Source organism: Marinobacter sp. SS5-14b (assembly GCF_030541005.1).
Lineage (GTDB): Bacteria > Pseudomonadota > Gammaproteobacteria > Pseudomonadales > Oleiphilaceae > Marinobacter.
In genome coordinates this window covers 1-24936 of the sequence record NZ_JASSVM010000003.1, presented here as the reverse complement: position 1 = coordinate 24936, position 24936 = coordinate 1, and the positions used below count along the sequence as shown (strand labels likewise).

General features: G+C 56.6%; 22 protein-coding genes and 3 pseudogenes. 5 read left to right on the top strand and 20 right to left on the bottom strand.

Annotation, left to right across the window (positions count from 1 at the left end; genetic code table 11):
• Window position 1: 1 nt before the first annotated feature.
• From QPL95_RS07700 to QPL95_RS07685, 4 genes are read right to left on the bottom strand one after another with little or no spacing between them, the layout of a single operon-like run.
• The gene (locus QPL95_RS07700; protein ID WP_273046268.1) at window positions 2-748 is read right to left on the bottom strand and encodes an outer membrane lipoprotein-sorting protein; all 747 of its coding nucleotides are present in this window, start codon (window positions 746-748) and stop codon (window positions 2-4) included.
• 18 nt (window positions 749-766) lie between these two features.
• On the bottom strand, window positions 767-1699 hold the full coding sequence (locus tag QPL95_RS07695) for a DMT family transporter (protein ID WP_303290407.1): 933 nt from the start codon (window positions 1697-1699) through the stop codon (window positions 767-769).
• 43 nt (window positions 1700-1742) lie between these two features.
• Window positions 1743-2393: an isoprenylcysteine carboxylmethyltransferase family protein gene (locus QPL95_RS07690; protein WP_286715899.1), complete on the bottom strand. Its 651-nt coding sequence runs from the start codon at window positions 2391-2393 to the stop codon at window positions 1743-1745.
• Complete coding sequence (locus QPL95_RS07685) at window positions 2386-2607, bottom strand: DUF2933 domain-containing protein (RefSeq protein ID WP_303290406.1); 222 nt, start codon at window positions 2605-2607, stop codon at window positions 2386-2388. The genes QPL95_RS07690 and QPL95_RS07685 overlap by 8 nt, the downstream gene beginning before the upstream one ends.
• A gap of 393 nt (window positions 2608-3000) precedes the next feature.
• Between QPL95_RS07685 and QPL95_RS07680 the strand changes: the two genes are divergently transcribed.
• Window positions 3001-4293 (top strand): hypothetical protein, encoded by a 1293-nt coding sequence (locus tag QPL95_RS07680; RefSeq protein ID WP_199453472.1) that lies wholly within the window; start codon window positions 3001-3003, stop codon window positions 4291-4293.
• Window positions 4294-4449: 156 nt separating this feature from the next.
• On the opposite strand, the gene QPL95_RS07675 is transcribed toward QPL95_RS07680, so the two are convergent.
• Together QPL95_RS07675 and QPL95_RS07670 are read right to left on the bottom strand one after the other, a co-directional pair.
• On the bottom strand, window positions 4450-5145 hold the full coding sequence (locus QPL95_RS07675) for a hypothetical protein (RefSeq protein WP_303290405.1): 696 nt from the start codon (window positions 5143-5145) through the stop codon (window positions 4450-4452).
• Window positions 5146-5160: 15 nt separating this feature from the next.
• Window positions 5161-5895, bottom strand: coding sequence for a HupE/UreJ family protein (locus tag QPL95_RS07670; protein WP_303290404.1), 735 nt, complete (start codon window positions 5893-5895; stop codon window positions 5161-5163).
• A 512-nt stretch (window positions 5896-6407) separates the two neighbouring features.
• Here QPL95_RS07670 and QPL95_RS07665 point away from each other — a divergent pair.
• A pseudogene (locus QPL95_RS07665) lies at window positions 6408-6509 on the top strand (metal-sensing transcriptional repressor); the annotation flags it as partial.
• A 45-nt stretch (window positions 6510-6554) separates the two neighbouring features.
• On the opposite strand, the pseudogene dmeF reads toward QPL95_RS07665, so the two are convergent.
• The 4 genes and pseudogenes from dmeF to QPL95_RS07645 form a co-directional block, all read right to left on the bottom strand.
• Window positions 6555-7277 (bottom strand): annotated as a pseudogene (gene dmeF, locus QPL95_RS07660) (CDF family Co(II)/Ni(II) efflux transporter DmeF); the annotation flags it as partial.
• Window positions 7278-7531: 254 nt separating this feature from the next.
• Complete coding sequence (locus QPL95_RS07655) at window positions 7532-9115, bottom strand: BCCT family transporter (RefSeq protein WP_008169995.1); 1584 nt, start codon at window positions 9113-9115, stop codon at window positions 7532-7534.
• Window positions 9116-9344: 229 nt separating this feature from the next.
• On the bottom strand, window positions 9345-10352 hold the full coding sequence (locus QPL95_RS07650) for a hydroxyacid dehydrogenase (RefSeq protein ID WP_091854530.1): 1008 nt from the start codon (window positions 10350-10352) through the stop codon (window positions 9345-9347).
• A gap of 99 nt (window positions 10353-10451) precedes the next feature.
• Window positions 10452-12752 (bottom strand): copper-translocating P-type ATPase, encoded by a 2301-nt coding sequence (locus tag QPL95_RS07645; protein ID WP_303290815.1) that lies wholly within the window; start codon window positions 12750-12752, stop codon window positions 10452-10454.
• A gap of 374 nt (window positions 12753-13126) precedes the next feature.
• Between QPL95_RS07645 and QPL95_RS07640 the strand changes: the two genes are divergently transcribed.
• Complete coding sequence (locus QPL95_RS07640; protein ID WP_053114010.1) at window positions 13127-14167, top strand: type II glyceraldehyde-3-phosphate dehydrogenase; 1041 nt, start codon at window positions 13127-13129, stop codon at window positions 14165-14167.
• 2 nt (window positions 14168-14169) lie between these two features.
• Window positions 14170-15285, top strand: a complete 1116-nt coding sequence (locus tag QPL95_RS07635) for a phosphatidylserine/phosphatidylglycerophosphate/cardiolipin synthase family protein (protein ID WP_303290403.1) — start codon at window positions 14170-14172, stop codon at window positions 15283-15285.
• 111 nt (window positions 15286-15396) lie between these two features.
• Here the strand turns inward: QPL95_RS07635 and QPL95_RS07630 are convergent, their stop codons facing one another.
• From QPL95_RS07630 to QPL95_RS07610, 5 genes are all read right to left on the bottom strand, one after another.
• A complete protein-coding gene (locus QPL95_RS07630; protein WP_289102526.1) occupies window positions 15397-15783 on the bottom strand; it encodes a DUF302 domain-containing protein in 387 nt (128 codons plus the stop codon).
• Between the two features lie 75 nt (window positions 15784-15858).
• Complete coding sequence (locus QPL95_RS07625; protein WP_273085713.1) at window positions 15859-17268, bottom strand: hypothetical protein; 1410 nt, start codon at window positions 17266-17268, stop codon at window positions 15859-15861.
• Window positions 17269-17299: 31 nt separating this feature from the next.
• Window positions 17300-18148, bottom strand: coding sequence for an outer membrane lipoprotein-sorting protein (locus QPL95_RS07620; RefSeq protein WP_273085715.1), 849 nt, complete (start codon window positions 18146-18148; stop codon window positions 17300-17302).
• Complete coding sequence (locus QPL95_RS07615) at window positions 18145-20607, bottom strand: RND family transporter (RefSeq protein ID WP_303290402.1); 2463 nt, start codon at window positions 20605-20607, stop codon at window positions 18145-18147. The genes QPL95_RS07620 and QPL95_RS07615 overlap by 4 nt, the downstream gene beginning before the upstream one ends.
• 18 nt (window positions 20608-20625) lie before the next feature.
• Entirely contained in the window at window positions 20626-20829 is a 204-nt protein-coding gene (locus QPL95_RS07610; protein WP_053113999.1) for a DUF2892 domain-containing protein, read from the bottom strand.
• Window positions 20830-21053: 224 nt separating this feature from the next.
• Here QPL95_RS07610 and QPL95_RS07605 point away from each other — a divergent pair, with 224 nt between their 5' ends.
• Complete coding sequence (locus QPL95_RS07605; protein ID WP_008170014.1) at window positions 21054-21359, top strand: helix-turn-helix transcriptional regulator; 306 nt, start codon at window positions 21054-21056, stop codon at window positions 21357-21359.
• A 43-nt stretch (window positions 21360-21402) separates the two neighbouring features.
• On the opposite strand, the gene QPL95_RS07600 is transcribed toward QPL95_RS07605, so the two are convergent.
• The 5 genes and pseudogenes from QPL95_RS07600 to QPL95_RS07580 form a co-directional block, all read right to left on the bottom strand.
• The gene (locus tag QPL95_RS07600; protein ID WP_008170016.1) at window positions 21403-21756 is read right to left on the bottom strand and encodes a cytochrome c5 family protein; all 354 of its coding nucleotides are present in this window, start codon (window positions 21754-21756) and stop codon (window positions 21403-21405) included.
• Window positions 21753-22067: a hypothetical protein gene (locus tag QPL95_RS07595; RefSeq protein WP_008170017.1), complete on the bottom strand. Its 315-nt coding sequence runs from the start codon at window positions 22065-22067 to the stop codon at window positions 21753-21755. The genes QPL95_RS07600 and QPL95_RS07595 overlap by 4 nt, the downstream gene beginning before the upstream one ends.
• Window positions 22068-22079: 12 nt before the next feature.
• On the bottom strand, window positions 22080-23255 hold the full coding sequence (locus QPL95_RS07590) for a porin (RefSeq protein WP_303290401.1): 1176 nt from the start codon (window positions 23253-23255) through the stop codon (window positions 22080-22082).
• Between the two features lie 315 nt (window positions 23256-23570).
• Window positions 23571-24239 carry an isoprenylcysteine carboxylmethyltransferase family protein gene (locus tag QPL95_RS07585; protein WP_008170021.1) on the bottom strand — a complete coding sequence of 223 codons (669 nt, stop codon included), beginning with the start codon at window positions 24237-24239 and terminating at the stop codon, window positions 23571-23573.
• Window positions 24240-24380: 141 nt separating this feature from the next.
• Window positions 24381-24936 (bottom strand): annotated as a pseudogene (locus tag QPL95_RS07580) (xylulose 5-phosphate 3-epimerase); the annotation flags it as partial.

The window sequence follows — 24936 nt, the reverse complement described above, 5'->3', positions numbered from 1 at the left end:
CTCACTGTGGGTTGCGCAGCCGGCGCAATGAAAACACCTCTTCATCGATCGACAGGTCGAATTCAATAGAGTCAATCGTGATCACCGTGCGGGACTCGGGGTTATCGGCGTCCACCATCGTCCAGCGGGTGGGTATCCGCCGCCCATCCATGGTTTCGATCTGCTCATAGGTCATGCGTTTGACGATCTGATCGCGCTCGTCGTAGTAGGCAAGCGAAACCGGGATCGAGTCCTCCCGAACATTGAATTCAAGACGGCTCCACACTACCGGGGCATCAGGTCGGGGCGTCGAGACAACACGATACACAGGCACCTCACCGGAATCGTCGGTTTCGACCAATTCGTGGGTGTAGTCCTCGACGAACGAGCTTTCCTTGACCAGGTCGTCGTTGCTGAAGTTGGAGCCCATCCATGGCTGGAGCATCATCGACGGTGGGATCTTGATGGTGCGATCAACTTTGGGCAAGTAATTCCACATGGCATCGCCGATGCGCAGCGAGCCGATGCCGGCCTCTTTTTTGGGCGCGTGAATGCGAATCAACGTATGCTCCGGACGATTCATCCAGGCTTCCAGTTCCAGTGTGCGAGTCCAGTACTCAGACTCGATCCGCATAGTGAAACGCCCGTGATTGCTGTCGGACCACAGAGTCTGTTCCATGCCTTCAATCAAGGAAACTGCCGAGGGAGGGCCCGCGACAAGACGGCCTGATGCGGCAAACAAAAGGATAACGCTGATCCAGACTCTCATTGACTACTCCCTTTTCTACTATGAGCTACGGATCACCTTTGCCTCTTCCCCGACAGCGGAACCGCCATCTGTTTTCCCAGGCGCTTTAACAACGATCACCAAGCCAACAATTGTGATTCCTATCCCGGTCATCTCCAGTGATGTGAAAGTTTCGCCGAACAAAAGCATTCCGATAGCGAGACCGAAAACAGGCGTTAAAAAGGTAAACGAATTGAGGCTGTTCAAGGGCGCGCTGGCGAGCAAGGCATACCAAAGCACAACCATCATTGCCGTTGCCGGAATGGCCAGAACGAACATGGCCGTCGTAAATGACCAGGTCCAATCAATCTCGAAGCCCTCGCCCAAGCTCACGGATGCTATTCCCAGAAACACTGAGCCTATGACAAGCTGGATGCCCATTGACCAATAGATATCATCGCTGCCGGCCTGGTATTTAAGCAGCACATTTCCAATGGCGGTTCCGATGGCTCCACCAAGAACATAGACGGCCCCTGAAAATCTGGCGTTACCAAACTCCATCTCTGGCATCGCTAGCACCACAACACCAATAAAACCAATCAAAAGGCCCACAAACACACGCCCGGTCACCACCTCTCGAACGATAAAAAACGAAAGAACCGCCGCAAACAGTGGTTGCGCATTGGCCAGAACCGTTGCAAGCCCCGGTCCCAGCTTGCCAGCACCGAGAAACATCCCTCCAAGCCCCATACCCGTGTAACTGAGGCCAATTACGGCCAGCATTAGAAGCTGGCGAAGTGAATAACTGGGCCGACCGCCTTTTGTAAAAGCGAGCAGAATCAGACAGAGCCCTGCCAGCAATGCGCGTAAAGCGGCAAAAAGCAAAGGTGGCGCGTCCGGCAACCCCACCACAATAAAAGGAAAGCAGATCGCCCAAAGAAAGGCGACAAGAACCATCCCAGCGACTGCACGTATCGAAAGTGATTGGTTCACCAACGGCTCCTTTATCTACCCATCAAATGAGTAGAGCTTTTGTTCAAGCTTGCCGCCCCAATCCGCGCAATCGCGGCAAAAACCTGGGAGTGTTGTCTGCATAGTGTCTCCAGGCTTCCCCGAACGTTTTCTCTGCCTCCCGCTCCTCACTGATCGATAAGCGGGCATACATCCAGAGCAAAACCGGAAACATCGCCAGAGTTATAAGTGTTGGCCACTGCAGAAGGAAGCCAAACATAATCAAGACAAAGCCGACATACTGAGGATGCCGAACATACGAATAGAGCCCACTCGTAGCCAGCTTTCGCTCTTTTTGCGCCGCGTACAGGGTTCGCCACCCGGCGGCAATCAAGTAAAAACCTCCACCAATAAACACCGTACTCAACAAGTGGAAGGGGCCGAAATGGGGAGAACCCTGCCAACCAAAGAGCATTTCAAGCAAGTGCCCGCTATCGTGGGCAAGCCAATTTACATCGGGGTATTGAGTCTGAAGCCAACCGGATAGAAAATAGAGTGTCAACGGGAACCCATACATCTCAGTGAATAATGCCACGAGAAACGCGCTGAACGCGCCGAAGGATCGCCAGTCTCGTTGGGTCTGTGGCTTAAAAAAACTGAAAGCGAAGAAAATAAAGATCACCGAGTTAAGAACCACCAGCCCCCAAAGGCCGTAGTCGGACGAAGCATCAGTCATCGCGTTGGCCTCCGTTTTTGCCTTCTGGTTGATCGTGGTGGTTGTGGCCACCGTGATTCCCATGCCCTCCGTGCATAAACATATGAATAAACGGGCATGCCAGAAGGATTAACCACGGCAAAGCACCCAGAAGGTGAACCTTATGTTCGCCCCAGAGCAAAACCAAAGCGATGACCGCAAAAATTGCCAACGTAATCTTGAAACGCTTATCCATATAGATTCCCTTTGGGAAAAGCTTGTCAGTGGGGCTTACTGGCTAGTATGCCTCTAGCGATATTTGGTGACCTATCCCTTCCAAAGAAACGTCATCGATAATCTCCAGAGAGCCCGGATCAAGCACCCAGAGCTTGGCTTCGGCCCGACTGGTGATCAAAAGGCTGCCATCGACGGGAGAGATCGCCGCCCATTGTGAGAGTCGAAGATAGATGGCAAGCACCAATTTACCTAGCAGTAGTTCAACACGCGGAACTGAAACAGACCTGAAAACAGACCTGAAAACAGACACAAGATGTGGATCTATTTGACGCAAATCACAAATGCAAGATAGATTCTTCGAGCATTAAGTAAGCCGTTTCAACCATTGCAAACCTCGAATGACGGACTCCAGATGCCGGAACCTATTTATGAGAACAGACGAATAGCAAACAGCCGGGCCAACGAACTCAACCGCCAATGCTACTGCATCACTCTTGACCGAATAGCCCTCAACAAGAGCCTCCACAACCAGCTTTCAGATGCTGGAAGCGAACTGTCAACGCTCCCGGAGTTCGATCACCTTTTTTCAAACACACCGGTTTTCGTACCCCGAGCCGACATAGCGGAGATGGAGAGGATCGTTCAGTCGATTGAAGCGGCCTCAGAGCTTCCCTCGTACCGAGAACGAGTACTTTCCTGGGCACCGGAAATCGCACAGTTCAATCCAGGGCCCATCGGGGCGTTCATGGGCTATGATTTTCACATGGGTCCCGACGGCCCCCGGCTGATCGAAATCAACACCAACGCCGGTGGCGCCTTCCTGAACCTTGTCTTGTCGAGAGCCCAGCGCAATTGCTGCGACCCATCTCAACAACCCACAACACCCCAGCAGCCGCTCGACGGATTCGAGGACGCGGTGTTCTCAATGTTCAAACAGGAGTGGCAAAGCCAGCACGACAATTTCGGGCCCAGTTGCCTGGCCATAGTAGACGATGCCCCAAAGACACAATTTATGTTCCCCGAATTCCAGTTGGCCCAACAGATTCTCCGAGCCAAAGGAATTGATACATTGATACTCGATCCACAGGAGCTTCAGTATGCCGGCGGTACGCTGACAGCCCGCGGTAAGCCCATTGATATGGTCTACAACCGCCTGGTGGACTTCGCATTGGACGCCGCGCCCCATGCGGCATTAAGGCATGCCTATCTGGATGGCGCCGTGGTGGTAACGCCTAATCCCCATGTGCACGCTGTGCTGGCTGACAAGCGAAACCTGGCCCTGCTATCCGCACCCCACTCCCTTCGAGACTGGGGGCTCAATGAGGCCGATGCAGGCTACCTGGAGAGAGCCGTGCCGAAAACCAGGCAGGTTTCGAGGAACGACGCGGCTGAGTTGTGGAGTGCGCGACGTCATCTGTTCTTCAAGCCGGTTGCCGGCCATGGCAGCAAAGGCGTCTACCGGGGCGACAAACTAACCCGGCGCGTTTTCGAGAACATCCTGAATGGTGGCTACATCGCCCAGGACCTTGTCCCCGCTGGAGAACGAACCCTGAGAATTGACGATGCAGTAGTCACCCGAAAAGTCGACATTCGGCTGTATACCTACGCCGGCAAAAGTATGCTGGTTGCGGCGAGGATATACCAAGGCCAGACAACCAATTTTCGTACCCCCGGAGGTGGATTCGCTCCGGTTTTTCAGGTGTGATTATTACCTTTTCAATGAGCCAATATTTGATCGCATTAATGAAGAATTCCAGATTTTTGGTTTAGCGAACTGTAGAACATTAAGTTACTTAAGCACGGTCCGGACCTATGAAGACATAGGCCCGGAGACCCCTCGGCGCTTATTCGTTGGTGAACGTCACAACATCTTTTTAAACTGCCCGTAGTCTCCTCCGGTACGCAGTACCAGAGTGATGTCGTTGTCGTTCCGGTTTCTGAAGAACCAGCCGTGATTGCCGGTAAAGGCTGCTTTCAACTCGCCCTCGTCTTCAGGCACGCCCCGGCCTTTTTCGTAGGAAATTGACTGACCACTTCCATCACCATGGGTATCGAAGTTGATCGGGCCACCCTCTGATACCCAGGAGAATCGGGCTGTAGCGCCTTCCTCCATAGTAAGTTTGAACTCTGTGCCTTCTCCCGGTGTGAGAACCACGCGCACTTCATCCTGCCACTGCGGTTCCACAACTTCTGGTGCAGGCGCAGGTTCTGGCTCGGCAGGTGCAACCTCTGCTTCAGGTGAGGGAGCTGGCTCCTCAACGGCTTCAGCCACGACAGGCTCTTTGACTTCCGGGGCCTCTCGCTCAGTTGAGGATTGAACAGCAACCATCTGAGCAGCCTCGTCAGCAGCAGCCTCTTCGGCGAGCTGCTCTTTGATTTCGCCCATTTCAGTCAGGCCCAAAAGGCGACCTGCGCCGGTTGGGTCCAGGGCATACTCGGCGGGCATGACCACGGTTACAAGCAGAACCAACGCCACAATTGCCGCAATGATGGTTGATCGAACCAGCTTGGCAGTGCTGGGCAGTTCTTCACGGTTGGGAATATCGGTGTTGTACATAAAAAATCTCCAGAATCAGGCGACGAAGTAACCGGTGAGCTGATAGGCAAAGAGCAGAAAACCTGCACTCATCATGGCCACGTTGGCGGTGTAGGCATGGCGGAAAAATCCGTCGGTTTTTCGCCAGAAGCTGATGACAATCAGGATCATGGCCAGGGCGATCAATTGTCCGATTTCCACGCCCACATTGAAGGCGAGGAGGTTCGGAATCAGGCCGTCCTGTGAGATGTCGTATTCGATGATCTTGGTGGACAGACCAAAGCCATGGAAGAACCCGAAAATCAACGTGGCGGCTTTGGTGTTGGGCTGGAAACCAAACCACCGCTGATAGGCACCGATGTTGTCCAGTGCCTTGTAGACGATGGACAGACCGATAATCGCATCAATGATGTAACTATTGATGCCCACGTTGAAGTACACCCCCAGCAGCATCGTGGTGGAATGCCCCAAGGCAAACAGGCTCACGTAGATCGCGATGTGCTTCATCTGGTAGAGGAAGAAAATGACACCCAGCAGGAACAGCAGGTGGTCATATCCGGTGACCATGTGTTTGGCCCCCAGATAGATGAACGAAATAAGGTTTATCCCGGTAATTTCCTGGATGTACCCCTTGTCGCCCTGGGCGACGGCATGAGCGAGTACATCGGTACTCAGACCCAGCAAGCCCAAAGTCAGAAATATCCAGAGTAGGCGATTGCCTGTGCCCGTTGAGGACACACCACGGCATCGGCCTGTCAAGTTTGACAACATAAAGACTCCAATCGAATGTGTTTTCTCGGGCCGCCTAAGCGGCAAGAATCAAGCAGGAAGGAGTGCTTTTGGAGGGCGTTCAAGCCGATAGCGCAAACTGCGGGGAGAACCTCCGACAAAGGGCACGGGCTGCCGGAGAACGGTCAGGCTTTGGGAAACAAACGGAACCCTGAGGTGGTCCACGGTCTCGTGGGTATGATTGCCAGCATCATGATGCACTGATGATGTCTCTGGCTCTTCGTCAAAATCATGGGTGTGTCCATGCGCACCATGACTGCTCGCTTGGCCGTCAAACTGCGATTCCCAGTCGCCTGCCAAGTTGGCCACACCATGAGAGAATGACTCGCCAATCACCGATAGTGACAGGCCCGCCAATGCAAGGAGTATGACGAGCGTTGGAAGCAGTTTTCTCGGGTGAATGGCCGAAATCATCAATCTACTGCGTCGAGTCTGTGGTTGGATTTCAACGAGAACGGAGGATACCATCCCCCCGTGGGGGATAGGAATTAAAAATGGTAAATGATCACACGCATCAATCTCACCCGAACATTATCAAACGTCTGAAGCGGGCAAACGGCCATCTTGAAAGCGTGATTGGCATGATTGACCAGGGACTGGCAGTGTGCCTGAATGCGCTTTTTATAGACTGTAGGCGACTCGGGCTGATGCGAGACGACTGAGACAATAGCCGCATGAATGTTTGGGCCTATCGCCCACACATGCAGATCACTGACTTTGGCATCGTCGTCTTCGACGGCCTGTCTGACGGTTTCCTCCATGTCCTGATGCTGCTCGTCGAGGAGGACCTTTGAGGTCTCTTTCAGCAGATGCCAGGACCAACGGGTTACCAGAATCGCACCGATAATCCCCATCATCGGGTCCATCCAGTTCCACCCGGCATATTTACCCGCCAGAAGGGCAACAATAGCAAGGACTGACGTCAGCGCATCCGCAAGTACATGAAGGTAGGCCGCACGGCGGTTGTGGTCATGGTGATGATGGTGGTGACCGTGATCATGGCCGTGACTGTGACCATGATCATGGCCTGCATCCCCCAGTATCCAGGCTGACACCCCGTTGACCACCAGGCCAATGATGGCCACAAAAATAGCCCCATCGAAAGAAATGGGGACGGGCTGAATAAAACGCCCGACGCTCTCGATGACCATGTAGAGCGCAAAGACAGCCAGCAGAATCGCGCCGGTAAAGCCGCCCAGCGCATTGACCTTCCCCGTCCCGAAAGAGAACCTGGCGCTGCCCGCGTTTTTCCTGGCATACGCATAGGCGAAGGCGGCAATACCCAGAGCCACCGCGTGCGAACCCATGTGCAGGCCATCAGCCAGCAAAGCCATTGAGCCATAAACGATCCCGGCCAGGATCAAAACCAGCTTTTGACCTATCCCCCCTGGGGGGATGGCATGAGAATGCTACTGTAGCCAGATGGCTTCAACAACCTTGACAGAGGGGGGCAGTGTCCAATTCGGCATACTCTCACCCTCCCCCCCATGAAGACGAGTAAACCAAGGTGCTATCGCTTTCCAACATGGCTTACGATCTGGAAGACCTCATCAGCCCTGCGCTCACGGGGCCAGGGGTCATGTCGCTGAACCTGGTTGTGAGCTTTTCAGGGGTGCAGTCATGCCTTATCCGATCCGGTCCATGGCTCAGCGGCCCGGTGTTGCTTACAACCCTCCCGGGGTGCCGTCAGCGGCTCATGATGCAGCGCCTTCAACAGGCCAGCTGTCATAGCAACGATAACCAGCGAGAATGGCAGGGCCGCGAGGATGACCGCATCCTGGAGGACGGCAATACCTCCCGCCACTAGCAATACCGCGGTCAATACTCCGTTGCCAATGGCCCAGCCTGCTCTCGACGCCTTGGGAGGCTCAAGCTGCCCTCCCGACAAAATGATATTGACGACCAATGCGCCCGAGTCAGCAGACGTTATAAAGTAGATGCTGATAAGGAGCGTTGCCACCAGACCCATCAAAAATTTAATTGAGTCAGTCGTCTGCAGGTGCTCAATGGTCGCGAAAAGTGCATAGGCGATGTCTTTATTGACCGCCTCAACAATTCCGCCACCCCCGAATAGCTCGCTGTGGAGTGCAGCGCCCCCCATCACCGAGATCCATACAAAAGTCACCAGCGTTGGTAAGAGAAGAACCCCGAAAACAAACTCTCTCAGGGTGCGGCCGCGGGATATCCGGGCGATAAACAACCCGACAAAAGGTGACCAGGCCAGCCACCAGCCCCAGAAAAACACCGTCCAGGTCGATTGCCAATTTCCCGGTTCATTGGCGCCAACATAGAATGTCATGATCAATAGACTATCCAGGTAACCGCCAATTTCCTGCACCAACAACCCTGCCATGTAATCAAAGGGGCCAATAATCATAAAGGCGGCGAGTAAAATCAGCGTTAGCCAAAGATTTACCTCACTCAATATTTTCACGCCCCGCCTGACCCCAGAAACCACCGAAATCGTCGCGATTACAGTAACCACGGCGACCACCGACAGCTCCACCCAAAGAGACGCCTCCACGGAGAAAAGCCACTTGAGCCCCGTGCCAGTCTGACGGGCTCCCAGCCCCAGCGTCGTCGCCAGACCAAATACAGTCGCAAAAACAGCGAGCGCGTCAACGACGTGCCCCCAAAAGCCAAAGATTCTTTCACCAATAAACGGGTACAGCGCTGATCGTGGCGCGAGCGGGAGATCATGGCGATAGCTGAAGTATCCGAATGCAATCGCGACCAACGCAAAAATAGCCCATCCGTTCAGACCCCAGTGGAAAAACGACAATTGAATTGCAGTAGACGCAGCGGAGGGAGTAAAGCCCTCCGAAGTAAAAGGGTTACCCTGAAAGTGCATGATTGGCTCGGCGATGCTCCAGAACAGCAGCCCCACACCCGTGCCGGCCGCAAACAGCATCGCCAACCAGGGAAAAAGCCGGTATTCCGGTTGTTCGTAGTCTTTACCAAGGCGCACGTTCTTGTAACGCCCCAGCCCTAGCCAAATAACAAATGCCGTCAGAAACGCAACCAGTGCCACATACCACCAGCGCAGCAGACCATCCACGTACGAGGAAACATAATCAAGCGCATACGCAAACTCAGACTGCCAGATCAGCGCGCCAGCGAGGGTCAAACCAATGGCGCCAATGCTGAATAGTGACGGCAAGATGGGTTGTTGGAGATGGCTATTGCCTTTTTCGTTCCACATGATGATTAGCCTTTTATTATGTCCTGGTCTGCCAATAGCGATGCTCGTATAAATTACGAAAAATGCTGCAGTTATTATCTGAATTCACGACCCCAGGGGAGCGGTACCAAGGCTCATCCTCAGCATCTTCTTATTGCAGGTAACAACAAGAACCAATCCCGACAGCAGCACCAACAACACACCCCAGATCAAATAGGTATAGAGCATCGGCATAAAAAACCATCCTGGCTCAGTGTTTATTCACAAGATTGCGGGGGGCACCCTCGATGAAGCCAACAATGTTTTCGCCAGTGGTCTTGAGGATTCTTTCGACAGCCTCTTTCGTATTGAACGCACTGTGGGGGGTGACGATGACGTTTCTCATGTGCTGAAGAACATGGTTGGCAAACAGCGTTTCCAGATCATGTTCCTTGTCAAAAAAAGAGCGGATCAATTCCACCTCTTCCCTGATGGAGGGCTCATCCGGCAGTACATCAAGACCGGCAGCCGACACCTTCCCATCCGCCAGCGCGTGCAGCAAAGCCTGGGTATCAACAATGGAGCCGCGAGCGGTATTAATCAGGACAACCCCGCGCTTCATCCGGGCGAACTCCCTGTCCGACAGAAGATGCTTGGCCGATTTACTGCCAGGAACGTGCAGCGTCACAACATCGGACTGCTCAAGAAGACCATCCAAATCGACGTAAGACACGTTATATCGGTCCGCGAATACGTAATCCGGCTTGGGATCGCAGGCAAGAACGTTCAGACGAAACCCTTGCGCGATTTCCACAACACGCTTACCGATAGCACCGGTACCGATCACTCCAAGGGTTTTGCCTTGCAGATCGAATCCCTGCAGGCCTTTCTGCGAAAAATCCCCCTTGCGAGTGCGATTGATCGCCTCTGGAATCTTGTGGCTAATGGCAAGGAGCAGCGCAAAAACATGCTCCGCAACAGTCTGGTCACCGTAGACGGGCACATTGCTGACTGGAATCGCATTTCTGGTGCAATACTCCAAATCGATATGGTCGTATCCCGTCGACCGGGTAGCGACAAATTTCAGATGCTCAAAGCACTCAAGTACCGAACGATCCAGGGCTGAATGAACGAAGGGTGAGATGATATCGGCGTCCCTGTATAACCCAACGTTGTCTATTCCGAGTTCCTCGTCCGTGAAGACAACCTCATGATTGCAGCAGGCATGCTGCAAAATATCGCACTCCCACTTCTCTGCCTCAAAGAACACAATTTTCATTAGCTTTCCCTGGCCAAACTCATTTTTACTCCGACCTCAGCACTGAGAGCCACAGGATAGGGCTACCAGTGAGAGGTCATCGATATGGTCGTTTCGCGCCTAGACTTTCTCTCGACGCAAACGCAGGGAGTTCATTACCACCGACAACGAGGACGCACTCATTGCAAAAGCGGCAAAGATAGGTCCTATCAGGATGCCAAAGAATGGGTAGAGCACACCAGCAGCCACCGGCACACCCGCACCGTTGTAGACCAAGGCAAAAAACAGGTTCTGCTTGATATTTCGCATCGTCGCCTGGGACAACCGTCTGGCGCGGACAATGCCATCGAGGTTACCCTTAACCAAGGTAAAGCCCGCGCTCTCAATGGCGACATCCGCGCCGGTTCCCATTGCAATACCAACATCGGCCTGGGCCAGGGCGGGTGCGTCATTCACGCCGTCCCCTGCCATCGCTACCTTGCGCCCCTGGCTCTGAAGTTCGCGAATGATGCTGGCCTTGTCCTCTGGCAGCACATCGGCACGAATCTCATCGATACCGAGTTTACCCGCCACCGCCTTTGCCGTGCGCTCATTGTCGCCAGTTGCCATAATTATGCGGAAGCCAGCGGCGTGGAGGGCCTTGAGCGCAGCGGGTGTCGTTTCCTTGACCGGGTCGGCTACGCTGACAAGGCCTGCAACGGCGCCGTTAAGCACCACAAACATGACCGTTTCGCCTTCATCGCGTCTGCTATTGGCAACCTCCATCAGATGGCCACCGTCCAAGCCCAGCTCTTCCAGTAGTTTGGCATTGCCCAAAGCCACTGGCTTGCCATCCACAACACCCTTGACCCCCTTGCCTGTAACGGCTTCAAAGTCATCGGCCTTTCCAAGCATCACGTTACGTGCCTCGGCGCCTGAAACGATGGCTTCAGCGAGCGGATGCTCTGACCCTTTCTCCAGTGTGGCCGCAAGCCTGAGGACCTCGGTCTCGTCATGATCCGATTCCGGCAGCACCGCCACTAGTCTGGGCTTACCTTCGGTCAAGGTACCAGTTTTATCCACAATCAAGGTGTCCACCTTGGCAAAACGCTCCAGCGCTTCGGCGTTCTTAATCAGCACACCTAACTGGGCACCGCGCCCCGTAGCCGTCATGATCGACATAGGCGTAGCCAACCCCAATGCGCAAGGGCAAGCGATGATAAGCACCGCAACCGCAGACACGAGCGCATACGACAAAGCTGGCGCCGGCCCCCAGATGGCCCACGCCACAAAGGACAGGGCCGCCACGGCAATAACCGCTGGTACGAACTTGCCGGCCACCATATCGGCAAACTTCTGGATAGGCGCGCGGCTGCGCTGTGCATTGGCAACCATCTCGACGATCTGACTGAGAGTCGTGTCTGCGCCAACTCGGGTCGCCTCCATAACCAGACTTCCGGTACCGTTGATGGTCGCCCCGGTTACTTTGTCTCCCTCCACCTTCTCTACCGGAACTGGCTCTCCGGAAATCATTGATTCATCAATGGAAGACCGGCCTTCAACAACCACACCATCCACCGGCACCTTGTCACCGGGGCGTACCCTCAGATGATCGCCAACCTTCACATCCTCAAGAGCAACCTCTGTTTCGGTTCCATCGGGCCGGATCAGGCGCGCCGTTTTGGCGGCCATATCCAGCAACGCACGTATGGCTTTACCGGTGCCCTCACGGGCCCTCAGTTCCATCACCTGGCCCAGCAGGACCAGCGTGACGATAACGGCTGCCGCCTCAAAATAAACGCCGACGTTTCCTCCAGAATCCCGGAAGCCTTCCGGGAAGATCCCTGGCACAAGGACCGCTACGATGCTGAAGATATAGGCCGCCCCAACTCCCATGCCGATCAGGCTGAACATATTCAGGTTCATTGTCCGAAACGAGATGTAACCGCGAGCAAAGAAGGGCCAGCCGGACCATAGGATTACAGGAGTAGCAAGCACCAGTTCAATCCAGAGTGACAAACGCTCACCGAAGAAGTCGCGAACCGCCATGACACCGATATAGGGAGTCATGGTCAAAATCAGCAAGGGCACTGAAAATGCCAGGGCAACCCAGAGCCGATGAGAAAAGTCCACCAACTCCGGGTTGGGCCCCTCATCTTCCGCGGTGGCCGATTCCTGCTCCAGTCCCATACCGCACAGAGGACATGCCCCGGGCTTTGTCTGTCGGACTTGAGGGTGCATGGGACAAGTGTAAACCACCCCCGAATACCCGGGTGGTACACGGTCATATGTTCGATCGTCGCCTGACGGTTTTTCATGATCTCCAGAACAATGGTGAGAGTGATCTGAATGAGAACTCACTTTATTGTTTTCCAGAGGCACAAGGTGCATCCCGCATTTCGGGCAATTCCCAGGCTCATCAGATATGACCTCCGGATGCATCGGGCAGGTATACTGGCCCTCCGACTCCTTCCCAGCACTATCTTTGATAGCAGAACTATTTTCTTTGGCAGACATCTTCCGATCATCCTTTCGATGGTTTCATACCATTCGAGCCTCTCAAGGTTCGACCCGGTCATAAGCAATGTAGTTGCCCTCTACTGCACCCCATTCCACTACACCCGGCTGAACTGAACCTGAAAAGCACTTCTGCGCTTTGCATTTTTTTGATCACCATCAACTTTTCGGTAAAGCCATTGCCCTGAGGTACACGTCAAACCGGACTTTCAGCTGAAATTCAGTCTTTGTCTATAATCTGGTCACTTAAGCAACATAACAGTTCGCTCGCCCCTTTTCAGAAGCTGGAGATACAAAAGATGGTCGGTCAGAGAATTATTCGCGTCGCGGTCAACGGTTATGGCGTTATCGGCAAACGGGTAGCGCAAGCCGTTGCGGTACAAAAAGACATGGCTGTGGCTGGCGTAGCTGATGTCGCGCAGGACTGGCGAGTGAGGGCCGCGCTGAGTAGAGGGTATGCCCTGTACGGCGCGACTGAAGAGCACGCCGTTGCCATGGGCGCAGCCGGGCTTGATGTTTCCGGCACACTGGATGACTTACTTGAAGCCGCGGACATCGTGGTGGACTGTACACCGAAACACCTGGCCAGCAAGAATATCGAAACCTACCGGCGGCTCGGTATCAGGTTCATCGTTCATGGCGGCGAGAAACATCAAAGCACGGGCCATTCATTCGTTGCCGAGGCCAACTACGCCAGCGCTGTCGGCCGTGACTGCACGCGCGTCGTATCGTGCAACACGACGTCGATCATTCGTACCCTGTCAGCGCTCAAACGCCACGGCTTGCTGGACCGGGCACGGGGAACCCTTCTGCGCCGGGCCACCGATCCCTGGGAGAGCCACCAGGGCGGGATCATGAATACCGTCGTGCCAGAGCCGGAGATTCCCAGTCACCAGGGCCCGGACGCCCAAAGTGTCGACCCGGACCTGGATGTGGTAACCATGGCGGTCAAGGTTCCGGAGACACTGGCCCACCTGCACTACTGGTCCGTTCAACTGACACGTGAGGCGAGCAAGGACGAAGTGCTCGATGCGTTCCGCACCTCCTCCCGCATTGTTTTCCTCCGGAACAGCGACGGGCTAAGCGCGATCAACAGCGTCAAGGAGTTGATGGCCGACCTTGGCCGACCTCACGACAGCCTGTATGAAGTCGCGCTTTGGGAAGACATGCTCAAAGTGCAGGGCAATGAGCTGTTTTATGCCTATATGGTCGACAACCAGGCGATTGTTGTTCCGGAAACCATCGATGCCATACGCGCACTGACCGGGGCCGAACCCGATGCGGAAACGTCGATCAGAGACACCAACGACAGCCTGGGTATCGGCTCTTTGGGGTTATAGATATGGACGGCAACCCCGGCGACGTCGCCTGTGAACCCGAGGGCGGGGCCGTGAAGGGTGTGTTCAGGCTGTTCGGTGAGGGAGACGAACTCTATGCGGAGATGATTCGCTCGGTCCGTGCTGCCACCCAGCGTATCTTTCTTGCTTCGTATATCCTCGCGGCGGACGAGGTGGGGACTGAACTGCTCGATGAACTGATGAAGCAGTCCCGCCACGGCCTCGACGTGCGAATTCACGTTGATGCGCTGGGCTCAAGTGGCGTCCTTACGCGGCTGCACCGGCGCCAGCTCAGGGCCGCCGGCGTCCGTCTACAGCGCTTTCACCGCTGGAGCTGGCGGCAACCGATGCGTTACAACCGTCGCGACCATCGCAAGCTGCTGGTCATTGACGGCAAAACAGCGTACCTCGGCGGCTTCAACATTCATCGCGAGGGTTCAAGGCGCTTCTACGGCCCCCAGCGATGGCGCGATATGCATGTCTGCATCAACGGGCCCCTGGCCACAGTATCTGACACTCTGTTCAACGCCTTCTGGTGTGGTGACACGCAATGGAGCCCAGACAGTCACACCGTCGGCGACAGCCGGATCATTCCCAATACAACACGAACCTGTCGCATCCAGCTACGGTGTGCCATCAAAGACCGGTTGGCCAGAGCGTCAGACAGAATCTGGCTGGCGACGCCCTATTTCGTACCGGACCGGGGATTACGCAAACAACTTGCTCTCGCGGCCCGCCGGGGAGTCGATGTGCGGATCCTGACCACCGAAAAGACCGACTCGACCCCCGCACAATGGGCTGCCCGCGCCATTTACGGGGAACTGCTGGAACACGGCGTTCGCATATTCGAGTACACACCCCGGCTATTGCATTCCAAAGTACTGCTCGTTGACGATGCCTGGGGCAGCATAGGGACCGCGAACTTCGACTACAGAAGTTTGTTTATTAACTATGAACTGACGCTGATTTCCACAAACGAAGCCTTGAATGGCCAGTTAAGAAACGAGTTCGTAACTGACTTGCAGGATGCCAGTGAAATCACTGGCATCGCCTGGAAACACCGCGGCTTCATAAAAGCCGTGTATGACACGCTTGGCCTGTTGCTACGCAAGTGGCTTTGACGTGGGCCGACTTAGATCGGGGCTCAACTTGCCTGGTATGCCGAACCAGGGGCCCAGCCACCCGGTGCGGCAATGATTAAGGACGCAGCGAGTGCTTTGGTGCGAGTCGAGTCATACCGCCTTGATAATCTCCGACAGCCTATCTCTCACCTCACCCGCAATATGCTTGAGTTGCCCATTATCGATCGCTGTCATGGATAACACGGGATCAACCGCACTGACTTCAACGCCCTCCGGGGTCTCGCGCAGGATGACATTGCACGGCAACATAGCGCCTACCCGGGGTTCCACGCCAATCGCTTCCCAGGCCATGGCCGGATTGCAGGCACCGAGAATTCGGTAGGCGAGCATGTCCTTGTCCAGTTTCTTTTTCATGGTGGCCTTAACATCAATTTCTGTCAGAACCCCGAAACCCTGATCGGCCAGGGCCTTGCGGGTTCGCTCATCCACTGTCTCGAAATCCACATTCTGAATTACGCGATTCATTGTGTAAGACATATACATTTCCTTTTCTTTGGGTAAACCGAGTGAGGCCTATAGTAGCCAGCCCTTCAATATCAACACCTAACCTTTTCAGAACCCATAGCGTACCCCCAGATACAGGTTATTGTTGTCCTCAAACTGACCGAAGAAGGTTTCCTCCTGGGCGCCGAAAAACAGGTTTCCGCCGGCTTCAACAGAGAGATGGTCATCAACCTGATAGCCCACCCGGGGGCGCAGGTACGCGTCCCGGTCCGAGGGCGAGTAGAACAGGAACAACGACCACTCCAGATTCTGGCTGTGTGTCAGCCATGTCAGCCGCTGGGTGAGGACGTGGCGATTCTCGTCCCGCACCGGGGCACCCGGGGGCAAGGCCCGCCGGTAGGCCTCAAACTCGCCCATGCGCTCAAGGTAGTATTGCAGGCCCAGGGTCAGGTTACGGGCAATTTCCTGCTCATAGCCGAGCAGCAGGCGCAGCTCGCTGTTGCGCACCGTGGGATCGTCGCCATCGCGGTCGGCGCGGGAATCGTAATAGCCCAGCTCGACGTTGCCGATGCCGGGCCCCACCGGCCCGCGCAGGCTGGCGCCGAGCACCGACAGCGGAGGAAACCTGGCCCGACCGCTGGCCGGATCAGCCCCGGCCGGGCTCTTCCAGAAGCCGTCGTAGCCGTAGAGCGCGACCTCGTAGGCGCCAAGGTTACGGTACAGCCGGGCGGCCCACTCGTCGTCTTCGAACGCGTCCGCCGGGCGGCCCGCCAGTACAACCGCATTGCGCCCGGTCAGCCGCCCTTGCCCTGTGTTGAAGAAAGAGAGACGGCGGCCGTCGATGAAGCGATCCGCGTCAAACCGGGGGGTGTAGACAAGGTCAAGATTGGCCCAGCTGGAAAAAGCCGAGACCTTCAGCGCGTCCGAGGGCGCCTTGAGGTACTCCACATCGCGGCCGATAAAAAACGAGACCCAGTCCTTGGGAAACAGATCGTTGATGAACACCAGGTCGCCGGTTCCCCAGGTTAGTATCTGGCGCCCCAGCTTGACATCGGTGTCCGCGCTCGGCGAAAACACCAGGCTGGCCTCGCGCAGGTCGAACGCGCCCTCACCCGATTCCAGGTCCACCGACCGATCATCGTCCAGGTCGTCATAGAGAAAATCGCCGGTAAGGCGCAGCGTTACTCCCTTGAAATACTTCTCCGCCTCGAGCTGCAACCGGGTTTCGGCGATGGAGAGATCGCGCTGGTGAGGATCATCGCCCAGCCGGGTTCCGCCGCGGGCCTCCCAGAAGCCGCGCAGACGAAATGGCAGCGCCGCCGCAGCCGATCGGTCGGTGGTCTGTTCTGCTCCGGTCTCACCCCCGAGGCCCGCTGGCAGGGCCGGTTCTGCGGTATCACTGGCTGGCGCACCCAGCCCCTCCGGCAGCTCGGGCGCGGCCGCCCATAGCGCCCCGGGCGCTGCACCGAGAACGATACCCGCCAGCAACATGCCCCAGAGCAGGCTTCTGGTGTTCATCCACGCCCTCCTGCCCTCAGTGCACCGGTGGTCACTGCAAGTACTCCCTCGGTGCCCGGCGCAGATACCGCTCCGAAAACACGTCTTCCGGCAGGCTCAGGTCATAGTCAATGCCGCTGTAGGTCAGCTCCGTAGTGCCACCGTTACGCAGATTCTCCATCCTCGCCTTGACGACCGTGGGGTAACCCTGCACCTTCTCCACCGCCAGCGCGGTGTAACGCCGGTAGAGGTTGCCACTGTCGTCGACATACTCGGTGCGAACCGGCAGGAACGACTGCTTGTGAATATAGACATCGTAGTAGGCGAACTCAACCTCCCCGGGCCTCTTGGGTTTGTTGCGCACTACGTAGTAGTTGTCCGTGGTTTCAATCAGCTCATGGCTGTCGGCATCAATACTGCGCCCGGAGATATCCTCGTAAAAGAAATCCGAGCCAACGAAGCTGGTGCGTTTGTCGGAAGCGGCAATTCGCTTAACCAGATCCAGCGCCGGCAGGTACAGCCAACGGTCGTCGTCCCGGTCCTGGTGTTTCCACACCAGCAGCGTCATCTGGCTCACATCCGCCGGCCGCCGGAAATAGACATAGTACTTCTGCTCGCCACGATAGGCGCTCCCCTCAATGGCATCTGTCTCCGGGCCGTCCCGCCGCAAAATGGTAAGCTCGCGACTGCGGGTACGGCCCTGGCGGTCGGTGATGCTCATGGCGACCCTGGCGCGGCCATCACGGCCCTGAAAGTAGGAGACCATATTGGCACGGTTGACAATGCGCTCCACCGAGGGCGCAGCGCCGGCATCCTGGGCCAGGGCAATGGGCGTGATGCCCAGAGCGATCACCACCAGGGCCAGCTTTTGGAACAGGGTAACAGGCCAGTATCTACTCATTGCACGCCTTCCTCTTGGTTTTGCGGATTCGGGGCGGCCCTGCGGGCACCGGGAAACAGCCATCGTTGCAGCAGGGTTACCAGTGCCGGCAGGATCAGCAGTGTGCTCAGGCCGGCGGTCAACAGAATGGCCGCGATAAATACCCCCACCGTCTGGTAGGGCACGAGCGGTGCGGCCAGCAGCGGCAGGAAACCAACGCCAAGCACGATGGCGTTGCGGGTTATCGCCCGTGCCGGCTCGCCGAACATCGGCGCCACCGAGCGACGCCAGGAGCCTGTCTCAGCCTGGGTGGCGCGGGCGCGGGCCAGGAAGTGGATGGCGTAGTCCACGGCGAGTCCCAGACTCAGGGCGCTCAGCACGGCGACCGGCATATCGTAGTTCTTGCCGATGATACCGATCAGACCGTAGATGGCCCCGATGGTCACAGTCAGGGGAATCATGCACAACAGTCCCCAGAGCAAAGAGCGGAACAATAAGGCCATCAGCAGGAGCACGACCACGAAACTGCCGAACAGGGCCATGGCCATGCCGCTGACCATTTTGTCCTGCCAGACCACATTGATATAGTTAAGACCAAACCAGCGTGCCTGGATCGACGCAGGCGGAGGGTTGGCCGCGATGAAGTCGTCGAGCGCCTGAACCACCCGGCTCATATCCCGGTTGTCGCCACTGGTAAGCTGAACCCAGATGCTGGCACGGCGGTAGTCGGGGGTAACGAAGTGCCAGAGATCCTGGGGGCGGTGGCCATTCTGGTAGGTGAGCAGGGTCTGCGCAACCGCCGCCGGACTGTCCGGAATGCGAAAGGCTCCGGCATCGCCGCCCAGCAGTTCGCGGTGAACGGTTTTGACCAGATCGGCGACGGAGTTGGACTTGCCGACCACGCCGGTCTCGCCCAGCCGCTGCTGCAACCTGGCGATGTAGCGCAGGACTTCGGGGCGTTTGAAGATCTGGTTGTCCTGGGCCGCGTTATCCCCCTCCGGAACCAGCGCCAGATAGGCCATGTAGGTGCCGCCGAAATGTTCGTTGAGCACCCGGTCTGCCACCCGGATGGGGTGCTCGGGCTCGAACCACTTGACCGGGTTATCGTTGATGCGGATCAGGCTGATGCCATAACCGGCGGCCACCACCACGACCATGGTAACCACCAGCACCGCCCTGGCGTGGCTGACCACGCCCTCGCCGAGGCGACGCAGCCAGCGCCCCATGACCGTATCCTGGTCCGGGTCCCCGGCGGCGTGACCGAAGCCGGTGAGCCGCCGCTCCGGCATCAGCATGATGTAAGCCGGAATGAAGGTCACCGTGCACAACCAGGCCAGGAACACACCAATCGCGATAAAGATGCCGAACACCTGAACGGGCGGGATCGGGGTGAGTGCCAGTGAGGCAAACCCCGCCATCGTCGTCAGGGTGGTGAACAGCATCGGTTTGAACAGTATCCCCATAACCTCCCGGATGGCCCGGTGGCGGTCACGATGCAGGGGATAGCGGTCGAAGAATTCCGAGAGGATATGCACCGCGTCCAGCACCGCAATGGGCATGATGAATACGGGGATCATCGAGCTCATGATGTGGACGGTGCTGCCGCTGATCACCAGCAGCGCCATGGTGCTCGCGGCCGCCACCATCGCCACGATCATCGCCGAGGTAATGAGCCGGATGTGGCGGAAGAACCACCACATCGCCAGGAAGATGACCAGCATTGCCAGTGGCGCCGAGATCGCCATCTGATAGAACATCTGCACACCGAACGTGTCCTCCGCCACGGGCAGCCCGGTGATGTAGACCTGGTCGCCGGTATCTTCCCAACTAGCGACTTTGTCAAGCAGGGCTTCGCGGACCCGGTAACTCATGTCCTTGCTGGTCAGCGGCAGGTAAAGGGCGACTGCCTTACCATCGGCGCTGACCAGGGTATTGTCGAACAGCGGAATGCGTTGCGCCCGCTCAAGAATAGCGAGCGCCTGGTTGCGGGTATCCGGCGGCTCTGGCATGAGCCAGCTGAAACGAACCGAGCCGACCCCCTCCTGCTCAATGTTGTCGACCCGCGAGAGCGCGAGCATATCCTCCTCAACCACGCCCTCCTGCCGGCCCGGGTTGTCCGGATCGGGCCACCTGAGCGTACTGGCATACTCCGTCAGCTCATAGATGCGCCGCAGCGAGCCGACATTGAATACCCCGTCAGGGTTGCTTTCGTTGACCACACCCACCACGACCATGTCATAAAGCGAGAATTGCTCCTTCATGTCGTCGTGGAAAACGCGCACGGGTTCGTCGGAAGAGAGCATGTTCTCGGGGTCGGTATCGATGGTCAGCGGATTAAGCAGACCAAACCGCTCGGGCCAGACGCTTGGCAGCGCCGCCAGCGCCACCAGCGCCAGCGTGGCAACCACCATGGCCCAAACGGTCAGGCGAGGACGGTCAGTGGCGAACTGTAGCCACGAACTCTCGGTGTTTTCAGACATTTACAGTGCCTCCGTGCGTCAATCGAAGGCGGCGCCGGGCTTCTTGCCCAGGGCCTTGAGGATCTTCGCCAGAGGGCAGAATCCGCTGAAGGCAGCCTGCAGCATGTTGGCGCCCACAAACGCGGTGAACCACAGCCAGTAAGGCGAGTGGAGCTGGGAGAGAGCCAGACTTACAAGAATGAAAGATCCTGCGAAGGCGAGTACAAGGCGGTCGATAGACATATGCCCCTCCTGTTATAGTAGCGCGTTCCGGCACTTTCAGCAGATTGCGCACTGCGCTGGCTGCACTGAAAGCACCCGTACACAATACCTGGCATGGCCACGTGCCGGACCATGGAGAGCCGGGGCCTGCCAGACGACGACGGGCAACACTTGACTACCTGGCCAAGAGCAGCCGATCATCTGAACCAAGCCTAACATGTTCACGATTGCAGAGCTATGAATGTATGAATAAAAATCAGATGTCGGAAGCGGCGGATCAGGCCACCAATCTGCTAAAGGCCCTCTCCGGGCGGAGCCGGCTGATGATCCTCTGCCAACTGGTCGACGGCGAGCAGGCGGTGAGCGAACTTGCGGATGCACTGGAGATGCGCCAGGCGGCCGTCTCCCAGCAACTCGCCCTGCTGCGCAAGGACGGCCTGGTATCTGCGCGCCGCGAAGCGCGGACCATACACTACTCCCTGGCGGGAGAGGAGGCGCGCCGGATCATAGAAGTTCTGTATGAGCTGTTCTGCGATAACGACGCATGCTAAGAAGTAGGGCAACAAGGAGTTTCGAGTTGCCCTACTTCAACTACTAATTGCTGGCAAAGGCCTGGCGCATGTATAGAACCATGGCCTCCGCCTGCTCCTTGGTCAATGAGCTGATGCCACCCTTGGCGGGCATCGCCATGGATGAGCCGGGGCTCTTGAAACCCTCCATGATATTGGTAACCAATACATCGTCACTCTTGGTCAGCCGGCCATCGCTCTTTGTGAAGTCAGGAACGCCGGGCAGCTTGCCCTTTCCGTCTGCGCCATGGCAGGCAACGCAGGTGGAGTTATAGAGCTTTTCGCCGGCTTCCACGCTGTCCGCCTGAGCCGCGGCTCCGCCTGAGTAGGCAAAGCTCCCGGCGACCAGGCTGGCGATCAGAAAAGACGATCGTTTCATTTATTCTCCCCCTTATTATCTGCCGGATCATTGGCTTTCTGGAGGAAGGTCAGGATATCCCTTGTTTCCTGCCCGGTTAAGCCCGCTCTGAGACGCATGTGAAGCACGGATGGCTCCCAGAAATCGTCACGGAACTCGGCCGGGTCGCGCATGTTATGACACCGTGCGCAGTTGTCGGCCCATGACTGGGCGCCCCGGACGAACGCCATGGGATCGTCGGCGTCCTGGGCAGCGGCTGAACCTGCGCCACCGAAGAAAAGCGCAGCCATGAGTGCAGCATTACTGATGAGGTTGCGGTTCATTAGTTTCATGTTAATACCCTCTTAAAAGCCGTAAGCCAACTGAATGTTGAAGCGCTCGTCATCGTCGATAGCGTTGTCATCGTAATCGTCCACGGTGTAGGCCGCCTTGATGATAACGTGGTTTGCGAACAGGTAATTCACCCCAACGGACCACTGGGAGCGGTTTTCATCGGCATCCGGGGTGTCCAGGTCACCTATGCGGGCAACACCTTCCCACTTGGTATCCGGCACCCGGTAAGCGGCCTGCGCATACCAGGCAGTGTATTCGAGTTCTTCGGTCACCGCGCCACCGGCAACCGCGCTGTTGGCTTCGCTTCCCACGGTCTGCTGGATGAATTCACCGCGCAGCTGCAGGGTGTCAAGGTTGTAAATGGCGTCCGCACCCAGGACTGTGTAGTCACGGTCCGGCTCTCCCGCCGCCAGGTCAGACACATCGTGCCCCCCGGCCACTCCGATCTTGCCCAGGGCGCCGGACAGGCCCAGCTCCAGCGCAGGCACCGGCAGGAAGCCTACCCGGCCACCGTAGACAAAATTGCCATCGGCATTTGATGAAGCAGCCTCGGCTTCCAGTTTCACCTCACCATCACCTTCATCGACAACCAGCGTCGGGCCGTTAGAGGTAAAAAGCGCATAGTTGGCGCGCATCGACCCGCTCAGCGGAATGCCGCCACGCAACTGAACGCCCAGGTCGGAGAGCGGGGCTGCGCCCCCGTGACCAAAGCCCACGGGCGCGGTCGGCAGCTTGTTGATCCAGCTTGGGTGGACATTCTGGCGGAACTGGCCGATCGGACTCAGGAACTTGCCCGCCACCAGCGCCATGTAATCGTTCAGCATGAGATCGATGGTCGCATATTCTGCTGCGATTTCGGTTTCACCGTCCGCATTCGTCTCGATTTCAAGTTCGCCTTCAAACAGCACCCTGTCGGAAAACTGAAAATGAAAGATCGGCGCAAATCGTGCTGCCGTAAAACCGTCTTCCTGTCGATCAGAGCCCGCTATGGCATCAACGTTGGCGTATCCGGCCATGTGCAGCTTGGACAGCGTATCGAGGTTGTTGCTCTTTACATCCTCCCGCAGTGCCGCCATCTGCGACTCAAGGTTGGCAATTTTTGACTCAGTATCTTCGTTTGCGATTGCAGTCCCGCTGGCGAGTACGGAGGCCGCAAGCGACAGCTTGATAAAATGGAGTTTTTTCATAGGTGCACCCTTCTGGGTTAGATGAAGAGACGTATATAGCTGTTCCGGAAAAGGCTTTCGAATAAAGCCATCGATCCAAAACATGAACAATTAGACACCCTTGACCTGAAACGAAACTGAAATTGTCAGTTGTGCCGCCCTGATCTTGATGCAAGTCAGTTTTTACAATGGCCGGATATCATGAGATTGAGCCAGCACCGTATGTGGGGGCGCCACGCAGTATAGTCAGACACCCGGGAATGATCGCTCCTGTACGCCGTCTCAACGGAATCGAGCCTGATGCGAACCAGTCGACCGGCAAAACCAATACCTGCGTCACACCGTATCATTTTCACTACTATTTCGTGACGCAGCGGCGAGCTGACGCCACCGCCCCCAGCGGGGGATGAACATCGGCACCTGCCGCTGGTAGGCACGGTACTCCTCACCGAACTCCTTGAGCACCTGCCGTTCCTCACGTCGAGCCAGCCATGTGTAGACAAGCACGATCACCGGAAAAAGGCCGACCGAGAATAACGTCGGCCAGTGCACCACCCCTTCTCCAAACAGAGCGATGAATAGCCCCGTATACTGCGGATGCCGCACATACGCATACAAGCCGTCTTTCACCAAACGGTTTTCACCTCGCGCCTTGTGGACCTGACGCCACCCCTGAATAAAGAGGCCGATCCCGGTGAACGCGAGCGCATAGCCGAGCAACATTGAGACCAACATCCCGGTTTCGCCCAGCCCTATCAGGGTCGACCACAGGCTGGCGCTGACATACTCACTGTCGAGGCCAAAAAAACGCACCAACAGATAAATAGTGAGCGGAAAACCGTACATTTCCGCATAAAGTGCAATGATGAAGGCCTGCACCACTCCGGCGCCGGCCCATTCCCGCCAGTTTTTCGGCGCGAAGTAACGGTAAAAGAACCAGGACACCAGAACGATAACGATCAGTGTGATGCCCCAGGCCCCAGCGTGATTGAACGATTCATTCATAGCATGATTGACCTGTATGTGGGGCGGCTAGCTGAATCGGTTGCCGCCCAGATTGTTTTAGTGTGAGAATCAGCACGGTGATCACCAACGCTTTACTTTTCCCCGTAAAGACTGTTGTAAATCGATCCTCGCGCTCTATCGCTACAATGTCGCCTTATCAGCGCCTGAGGAGCCACTTTTTGACAGGATCGCCTGCACTATCGAATGGGCATCACATTTGTTGGCCTGCAGCAGCCCCGATGTATCCAGGGTGCCACCATGGTTTTCATAACCAAACGCCAGCGTCCGGTCGGGCCCGAGATCGAGAGGACGGCAGAGTCCCAGCAATGCCTCTGGGCGCATATGGCACACGAACACTCTGAGTTTTGTATCGTGAGGAAACAGCTCGGCCCTGTAAGAACTACCAGACTGATGCCCTGACTCGATTGGATCCCGGGGACTCCGGAATCGACCGGGCTCGAGAAGGCAGACCACACCACTCGAAAGCCCTCTCTGAGCCAGCGCTTCGGCAACCTCAAGGCAAACCCGGAGTTGATAGGCGCCGACAGCGATCAACTGCACATCACCGGCTTCACTAAGAGCGATGGCACCATCCCGGAGCAATTGCACAGCCTGACGGCCGTCAAAAACGGCAGGCAGTTTTGCCTTGGGAACCGTCATGGCCCAGAACTGCCCCTGGGTTCGAAAACACTCGTTA

What these genes read in the sequence shown, in the direction of transcription:
- QPL95_RS07700 (WP_273046268.1), bottom strand. Translation starts at nt 748, where the DNA reads ATGAGAGTCTGGATCAGCGTTATCCTTTTGTTTGCCGCATCAGGCCGT.
- QPL95_RS07690 (WP_286715899.1), bottom strand. Translation starts at nt 2,393, where the DNA reads ATGACTGATGCTTCGTCCGACTACGGCCTTTGGGGGCTGGTGGTTCTT.
- QPL95_RS07685 (WP_303290406.1), bottom strand. Translation starts at nt 2,607, where the DNA reads ATGGATAAGCGTTTCAAGATTACGTTGGCAATTTTTGCGGTCATCGCT.
- QPL95_RS07680 (WP_199453472.1), top strand. Translation starts at nt 3,001, where the DNA reads ATGCCGGAACCTATTTATGAGAACAGACGAATAGCAAACAGCCGGGCC.
- QPL95_RS07675 (WP_303290405.1), bottom strand. Translation starts at nt 5,145, where the DNA reads ATGTACAACACCGATATTCCCAACCGTGAAGAACTGCCCAGCACTGCC.
- QPL95_RS07670 (WP_303290404.1), bottom strand. Translation starts at nt 5,895, where the DNA reads ATGTTGTCAAACTTGACAGGCCGATGCCGTGGTGTGTCCTCAACGGGC.
- QPL95_RS07655 (WP_008169995.1), bottom strand. Translation starts at nt 9,115, where the DNA reads ATGTGGAACGAAAAAGGCAATAGCCATCTCCAACAACCCATCTTGCCG.
- QPL95_RS07650 (WP_091854530.1), bottom strand. Translation starts at nt 10,352, where the DNA reads ATGAAAATTGTGTTCTTTGAGGCAGAGAAGTGGGAGTGCGATATTTTG.
- QPL95_RS07645 (WP_303290815.1), bottom strand. Translation starts at nt 12,752, where the DNA reads ATGCATCCGGAGGTCATATCTGATGAGCCTGGGAATTGCCCGAAATGC.
- QPL95_RS07640 (WP_053114010.1), top strand. Translation starts at nt 13,127, where the DNA reads ATGGTCGGTCAGAGAATTATTCGCGTCGCGGTCAACGGTTATGGCGTT.
- QPL95_RS07635 (WP_303290403.1), top strand. Translation starts at nt 14,170, where the DNA reads ATGGACGGCAACCCCGGCGACGTCGCCTGTGAACCCGAGGGCGGGGCC.
- QPL95_RS07630 (WP_289102526.1), bottom strand. Translation starts at nt 15,783, where the DNA reads ATGTCTTACACAATGAATCGCGTAATTCAGAATGTGGATTTCGAGACA.
- QPL95_RS07625 (WP_273085713.1), bottom strand. Translation starts at nt 17,268, where the DNA reads ATGAACACCAGAAGCCTGCTCTGGGGCATGTTGCTGGCGGGTATCGTT.
- QPL95_RS07620 (WP_273085715.1), bottom strand. Translation starts at nt 18,148, where the DNA reads ATGAGTAGATACTGGCCTGTTACCCTGTTCCAAAAGCTGGCCCTGGTG.
- QPL95_RS07615 (WP_303290402.1), bottom strand. Translation starts at nt 20,607, where the DNA reads ATGTCTGAAAACACCGAGAGTTCGTGGCTACAGTTCGCCACTGACCGT.
- QPL95_RS07610 (WP_053113999.1), bottom strand. Translation starts at nt 20,829, where the DNA reads ATGTCTATCGACCGCCTTGTACTCGCCTTCGCAGGATCTTTCATTCTT.
- QPL95_RS07605 (WP_008170014.1), top strand. Translation starts at nt 21,054, where the DNA reads ATGAATAAAAATCAGATGTCGGAAGCGGCGGATCAGGCCACCAATCTG.
- QPL95_RS07600 (WP_008170016.1), bottom strand. Translation starts at nt 21,756, where the DNA reads ATGAAACGATCGTCTTTTCTGATCGCCAGCCTGGTCGCCGGGAGCTTT.
- QPL95_RS07595 (WP_008170017.1), bottom strand. Translation starts at nt 22,067, where the DNA reads ATGAAACTAATGAACCGCAACCTCATCAGTAATGCTGCACTCATGGCT.
- QPL95_RS07590 (WP_303290401.1), bottom strand. Translation starts at nt 23,255, where the DNA reads ATGAAAAAACTCCATTTTATCAAGCTGTCGCTTGCGGCCTCCGTACTC.
- QPL95_RS07585 (WP_008170021.1), bottom strand. Translation starts at nt 24,239, where the DNA reads ATGAATGAATCGTTCAATCACGCTGGGGCCTGGGGCATCACACTGATC.